We start from the raw sequence: 6,217 nt of genomic DNA on the forward strand, positions 1-6,217 counted from the left end.
GTGCCGGACCACCGGCACGGCCCCCGAGCCTTCCCTTCGTGACGTCAGATGTCGATCACCCGGTAGCCGATGACGTAGACGCCGCCGGAGCCCTCGACGGTGCGCCACTGGGTCTCGGCGCCGGCCTCGGAGCCGGTGACCAGGGTGGCGCCGAGCTTGTCGTCGCCGCTGGTCGAGTCGTAGTCCCACAGGGTCAGGGTGCGGGCCTGCTGCTTGCCCAGGATCAGGGCCGCGCTGCCGTTGCCGTCGGCCATCGAGCGGACGTAACCGGTGCCCATGGTCTGGTACTTCAGGCTGCCGCCGGGCCAGACCTTGACGGCGTTGCCATTGGCGTCGGTGATCTTCAGGTAGGCCTCGTCGTGGTCGCCCTCGCTGTTCTTCTGGCAGTGCAGCTCGACGAGTTCGATCTTCACGTAGTCGATCGGCTCGGCGTGCGCGGTGCCGGCGAAGGCGCCGAGGGTGCCGAGTCCGAGCAGGGCGGTGGCGGCCAGTCGGGCGGCTCGGTTCTTGCGCATGTGGTGTCCCCCCACACATCGGGTCACGGATGTGACGTGGTGTCCGGTCCGCCGTCCCCGGAGGATCCGGTGTGCCGTTTCCCCCCGGCACGACCCCCACTGTGCCCGGCTCCCCCGTCCGGGTTCTACGCGCGTTCCGCTGGACGGAACAGGACCGCCCGACGGCCTCCTCAGGGTACGAGGGCGGCCGGCGGGAGCGGTCTCCGCCGGCCGGCCCCGGCGAGCGCGCGGGTGATCGCGGCGCCGGCCCCGGCGACGGCGTGGGCCAGCGCGTCGAGCCGGCGGCCCGCCGGGACCATGGCGGCGAGCGCGGCGACCGTGCGCCCGTCCGGGGCGCGGACCGGCAGCGAGGCGCAGCACACCCCTTCCATCACGTCCTCCCGGTCGAGGACGGCGCCGCTCCCCCGGGGTCCCCGGAGGGCCTTCCCGGCGGCGGTGTCGAGCCGGAACGCGAGGCCGTCCCGTACGGGGAGGAGGGGTTCCAGGTCGCCGGGCACCGAGCCGACCGTGAGCGCCGCCTCCTCGCGCAGGACGACGAGGACGACGCTCGCGCCGGTGGCGGCCCTCAGGCGCTGGAGCGGCAGCCGGGCGGCGGGGCGAAGGCCGGGGTGCGGTTCCCAGGCCTGGCCGAGCCGGTAGAGCTGCGGACCGACCCGGTAGCGGTTTCCGGCCCGTTCGACGGCGCCGACGCCGATCAGCTGGTCGAGCAGCCGGTGGACGGTGCCCTTGGGCACTCCGCAGGCGAGCGCCAGTTCGGTCACCCCGGCCTCGTCGCCGTTGCGGCGGAGGGCGTCGAGCAGGGCGAACGCCCCTTCGAGCACGCCCCGGCCGCGCGGGGCCCTCTCCTGCGCGTCCCGCGCCGCGGCCGCCCCGGCACCGCCCGCCCCCGTTCCCGTGTCCACACCGGTGTCCATGAGTCCCCCTCACGTCGCACGCCCGGCCGCGGCCCCCCGACGGCACGGCTCCGGGCACGCCTCCCACCATGCCGCAGACCGCACGTTCCGGCGAAGGGGCTCGGACCGCGCGTCGTGGCGCGAACACGCCGTTGTCCGACACGTCGCCTTTAGGGTGTGCGATCATGAAAGACGCTCTTCCCCCCGTTTTCCGGTCGCACCGCCGTCGGACCGCCGGGTTCGCCGTCGGGGCCGTCGCCGTGGCGGCGCTCGCGGCCGTGTTCGTCACCGCTCCGTCCCCGCCGTTCTCGCCCTCCGGGGCCTCCGGCCCGTCCTCCGGTCCGTCCGCGCCCCGTCCCGCGGAGCCGGACGCCAAGGCCTCGGAGAGCCCCTGGATCCGTCCCGCCGGGGCGCCGCCGACCGTGTTCGCCCACCGGGGGGCCTCCTCCGCCGCGCCCGAGAACACGCTGGTCGCCGACGAGGTCGCCCGGCGGGGCGGGGCGAAGTGGATCGAGAACGACGTCCAGCCGAGCAAGGACGGCGTGCCGTACGTCCTGCACGACCCGACCGTCGACCGGACGACCGACGGGACGGGCCCGATCCGCTCCCTGACCTCCGCCCAGCTGGACGCCCTGGACGCGGGCTCCTGGTTCGCCCCGGTCTACGCCGGCGCCCGGGTCCCGACCCTGGCCGCCCAGCTGGCGGACCTCCGGGAGCGCGGCGGCAACCTGCTCCTGGAGATCAAGGGCCTGCACAGCCGCGACGAGGTGGCCCGGATCGTGCGGGACGTCAGGGAGCAGGCCATAACGCGCCGGGTCCTCGTCCAGAGCTTCGACGTCCCCTCCCTGCGGTACGCGCACGAGCTGGCGCCCGAACTCCCGCTGGGTCTCCTGCGCGCCACCCTGGACGCCGATCCGGCCGCGCTCGCGCGGGAGCTGGGCCTCACCGCGTACAACGTCGCGCACACCGCCCTGACCGACAAGCCGGACGTGGTCGGCGAGCTGCACGCGGCGGGCGTGGCGGTGAACGTCTGGACGGTCGACACCCCCGGCCGCTGGAAGGCCGTGGACGACCTCGGCGTGGACGGGATCATCACCAACCGGCCCGCAGAGCTGGCGGGTTGGACGGCGGGCCGAGGCGCGGTCTGAGCCCCGCCCGTTCCCGGACCGGGGGGCGGCCCCGGACCGGGGGGCGGGGCCGCGCCGGTCGTCCGCGCCCCTTCCGGCACACGCCCTAGGAGGCGGTGCCGGAGGGCGTGACCTTCATGTCGTCGACGAAGGCCCGGACCATGATCGCGTGGGTGAAGACCACGGTCCCGGGCTTGATCAGGCCGCCCTCCCCGCCGTTGCCGACCACCTGGACCGTGCGCTCGCCGAGGAAGGTCAGGGTCTTGTCGTCGAAGATCCACTCGGTGCGCTGCCCGCTGAACTCGTCGAGCCGCGCGACCGCGACGCCCTTGCGGCCGGCGGCGTCGGTGACGCCGTCGACCGTGACCACGCCGGGGATCTTCGCGGCGGCCCGGTAGAGCGCCGCCGTGAGCTCGGGGGTCGGCCAGCTCTCGGTGAGCAGGTCGCCGATGGTGGTGAAGGCCTGCTGGTCCTTGCCGTTGCCCTGCCCCTCGGTCTCCTCGTAGATCTTCCGCAGCAGCGCGCCGGGGTCGGTGGGCAGGGTGGCCAGGTAGTCGTGCGAGGGCGCGCCGAGGTGCGGCTCGGGCACGTCGCCCTTCTCGTCGGTGCCCTCCAGGGTGATGCCCTCGGGGCCGGTGGTGCCGGGCTCGATCAGCCATCCCTTGAGGCCGTCGGGGGACCGCCAGGACTGCCGGGTGTGCAGGGGGACGCCGACGAGGCTGCTGACCCCGTCGACAGTCCTCACGTGGGTGGAGGCGCTCCGCGTCTCGATGTAGACGTACTGCCCGGCGCGGCGGCGGGGGGTCTCGGCCCCGGCGGCGGCGAGCGAGATGCGGTCGAGGAGCCGGGGGGCGCCGTGGGGGTCGGCGACGCCGATGGCGGTGGTGAGGGCGGGTCCGGTGGCGCGGTCGCCGGCGTCCGGGACCCCACCCGGCGCGAGGACGAGGACGCCGACGGCGAGCGCGCCGGCGAGCGCGGTCGCGGCCGGCAGGAGGACCGCCTTCCGCAGGAAGGGGTTGCGGGGCGCGCGGGCGGCGGCGCGTCGGTCGTCGTGGATCCGGTTCATCAGGTGCTCCTTGTGGAACTGGTGGCGGCCCGGAGGAAGGTCGCGTTCCTCGATCGCCGGGAGGATCGCCGAGGGGACCCCGGTCTGGTGCCGGTTCGCCGTACGGGGGTCGGTCGGTTCGGGGTTCATCGGATTCCTTCCTGTGCGGGCCGGACCGCGTTCGCGCGATCACCTGTTGTCTGTCGGGGGCGGGCGGCGGGTTCCCGTTCCCGCGGATCGGATTCCTTTCCCTCCCGGGCGAGTTCCGCCTCGGCGCCGTCGCGGAGCTTCGCGCGGGCGCGCGAGAGCCGGGAGCGGACGGTGCCGACCGGGACGCGCAGGGCCCGGGCCACCTCGGCGTAGGCCAGGCCTTCCCAGAGGCAGAGGACGAGGACTTCGCGTTCGGTGCGGCGGAGCGTGCCGAGCGCGCGCAGGGTGGCGGCGATGCGGCGCCGGTCGTCGAGGCGTCCGGCGACCTCGGAGGCGTGGTCGGGCACGGAGGGCTCGGGGACGGCCGCGGCGTACGCGGCGGCGGCCCCCCGGTAGCGGCGGTTGCCCCGGCAGTGGTTGCGGGCCACGTTGGTGGCGACGCCGAGCAGCCAGGGGCGGAGCGATCCGCCGTGGGGGTCGACCTTGCCCCGGAGCCGCCAGGCCTCCAGGAAGGTCGCCGCCATGACGTCCTCGGCGACCGACCAGTCGCCGGTCAGCCGGAAGGCGTGGTTGTAGACGCCCCGGGCGTGGGCGTCGAAGAGTTCGGCGAAGGCCGACGGGTCCCCGTCCCGGATGCGTGCGCGCGTGTCGGTGTTCACGTCTGGGACCTGTCCGGCGCCCGGAGCGGGTTCCCGTGATCCGGGTCACACCGGTTCGGGCCCGGCCGCGGACGGGCGCGCCGGGTCAGGAGGGTGCGCCGGCGTCCGGGGCGGGGCCGTCCAGTTCGGTCAGGAGGTCCGGGTTGACCGTGCGCAGGATCACCGCGATCCGGCCGGGGTCGGCGGCGGGCCAGAGGACGGCACGGGCCGCGCGGTACTTGGCGGCGAGGCGTTCCCGCTGGTCGGGCGGGAGCGCGGCGGACCGGTCGGTGCGGCTGTTGTGCGCGTTGTCGGCGATCTTCACGAGGGTGGCGTCGGGGTCGGCGGTGATCCGCCGGATCTTCTCCTCGTACGTGAGGTCGGCCCGGTTGGTGACGGCCTCGACGAGGGCGACGACCCGGTCCGGCACCCCGGCGGCGCGGAGCCGTTCCGCCGTCCAGTCGGTGTCCTCGACCACGTCGTGCAGCAGGCCGGCCATGGCCAGGTGCGTGCCGAGGGGTTCCAGGCCGGCCGCGACCGCGCGCACGTGTTCGACGTACGGGACGCCGGTCTTGTCGACCTGTCCGGCGTGCGCGCGGTCGGCCAGTGCGTCCACCTCGGCGAGAGTCCTCATGCCTCCCATCATGGCGGGGTGCGGCGGGCGGCGGTGCGGCGGGCCCCGGGCTCCTGACACGTGTTCGTCACACGGGAACGGGAATGCCGGTGCGGGAAGGGCCCGTTGCCGGGTGCATGACTCTCGGAGCAACGCTCAGCTCGACCTCCCGTCAGCTTCCGATCGATGCCACGGTGCGGCTCGCGCGGGAGGCGCGCGACGCCGGCCTGCACTCCGCGTGGTTCGGCCAGACCTTCGCGTACGACTCGCCCTCGCTCGCCGCGATCGTCGGGCGCGAGGTGCCGGGCCTCCAGGTCGGGACGGCCGCGATCCCGGTCTTCGGCCGGCACCCGCTGCTCGTCTCGTCCCAGGCGCAGACGGCGCAGGCCGCCACCGGCGGCCGCTACCACCTCGGGCTCGCCCTCGGCACCCGCCATCTGACCGAGACCGGCTTCGGCATCCCGTACGAGCGGCCGATCGGGCTGCTCAGGGAGTTCCTGACCGCTCTGCGCCCGCTGCTCGAAACGGGCGGCGCCGACTTCCACGGGGAGCTGCTGACCGCCACCACCCCGTACTCGGCGTCGGTGCCGGGCGCCGAGCCTCCGGTGCCGGTCCTGGTCGCCGCCATGGGGCCGCAGGCGCTGCGGGTCAGCGGTGAACTCGCCGACGGCATCCTGCCGTACCTGGCCGGCCCCCGGGCGCTCGCCGAGCACATCGTCCCGGCGGTCAACGCCGCGGCCGAGGCGGCGGGCCGTCCCGCGCCCCGGGTCGTGGCCCTCGTGCCGGGCGTGGTCACGTCCGGCGCGGACGCCGTGCGGGAGGCCTCGGCCGAAGCCCTCGCGCTCTACGAGCGGATCCCCTCCTACCGGCGGGTGATCGAGCTGTCGGGTGCCGAACGGGCCGCCGACCTGGCCCTGATCGGCGACGAGGAGACCGTGGCCGCGGGGATACGGCGCTACCGCGAGGCGGGGGCGACGGAGGTGGTGTTCACCGCGACGGAGGTGAACGGCGAGGAGGACCGTCGCCGCACCTGGAGGCTGCTCGGGGAGCTGAACAGGGCCTAAGGGGTGTCTCGTCGATCATGCCGGGTTCGCGGTGTTCGGTGCCTGATCCGGCCTGATCGACGAGACACCCCTTACTGAACGTTTCAGAATGAGTTCCGTGCAGGGACTTGGCGGTCGAGCTTGGTGGCGGCAGAGTGTTGCGGGTGTCGGATGATCTTGTGCCTGATGAGCT

Annotated in this window: 7 protein-coding genes; 2 read left to right on the top strand and 5 right to left on the bottom strand. The window is 74.8% G+C overall.

Translation table 11 applies throughout. The features are described 5' to 3' along the window. Positions 1-44 precede the first annotated feature (44 nt). Together OO47_RS30460 and OO47_RS30465 are read right to left on the bottom strand one after the other, a co-directional pair. Positions 45-515: a hypothetical protein gene (locus OO47_RS30460; RefSeq protein WP_030222428.1), complete on the bottom strand. Its 471-nt coding sequence runs from the start codon at positions 513-515 to the stop codon at positions 45-47. Positions 516-685: 170 nt separating this feature from the next. Beyond that, positions 686-1,429: an IclR family transcriptional regulator gene (locus OO47_RS30465; RefSeq protein ID WP_030222431.1), complete on the bottom strand. Its 744-nt coding sequence runs from the start codon at positions 1,427-1,429 to the stop codon at positions 686-688. A gap of 164 nt (positions 1,430-1,593) precedes the next feature. On the opposite strand from OO47_RS30465, the gene OO47_RS30470 reads away from it, so the two are divergent. Then, complete coding sequence (locus OO47_RS30470) at positions 1,594-2,556, top strand: glycerophosphodiester phosphodiesterase (RefSeq protein ID WP_030222434.1); 963 nt, start codon at positions 1,594-1,596, stop codon at positions 2,554-2,556. 85 nt (positions 2,557-2,641) lie between these two features. Here the strand turns inward: OO47_RS30470 and OO47_RS30475 are convergent, their stop codons facing one another. From OO47_RS30475 to OO47_RS30485, 3 genes are all read right to left on the bottom strand, one after another. Further along, complete coding sequence (locus tag OO47_RS30475; RefSeq protein ID WP_030222437.1) at positions 2,642-3,730, bottom strand: CU044_5270 family protein; 1,089 nt, start codon at positions 3,728-3,730, stop codon at positions 2,642-2,644. Then, positions 3,727-4,389: an RNA polymerase sigma factor gene (locus OO47_RS30480; protein ID WP_033210869.1), complete on the bottom strand. Its 663-nt coding sequence runs from the start codon at positions 4,387-4,389 to the stop codon at positions 3,727-3,729. The genes OO47_RS30475 and OO47_RS30480 overlap by 4 nt, the downstream gene beginning before the upstream one ends. 85 nt (positions 4,390-4,474) lie before the next feature. Then, positions 4,475-5,002 carry an HD domain-containing protein gene (locus OO47_RS30485; protein ID WP_033210872.1) on the bottom strand — a complete coding sequence of 176 codons (528 nt, stop codon included), beginning with the start codon at positions 5,000-5,002 and terminating at the stop codon, positions 4,475-4,477. A 116-nt stretch (positions 5,003-5,118) separates the two neighbouring features. Between OO47_RS30485 and OO47_RS30490 the strand changes: the two genes are divergently transcribed. Beyond that, positions 5,119-6,045 (top strand): LLM class F420-dependent oxidoreductase, encoded by a 927-nt coding sequence (locus tag OO47_RS30490; protein WP_030222446.1) that lies wholly within the window; start codon positions 5,119-5,121, stop codon positions 6,043-6,045. The last annotated feature ends 172 nt before the right edge of the window (positions 6,046-6,217 follow it).

Source organism: Streptomyces bikiniensis (assembly GCF_000716625.1).
Lineage (GTDB): Bacteria > Actinomycetota > Actinomycetes > Streptomycetales > Streptomycetaceae > Streptomyces > Streptomyces bikiniensis.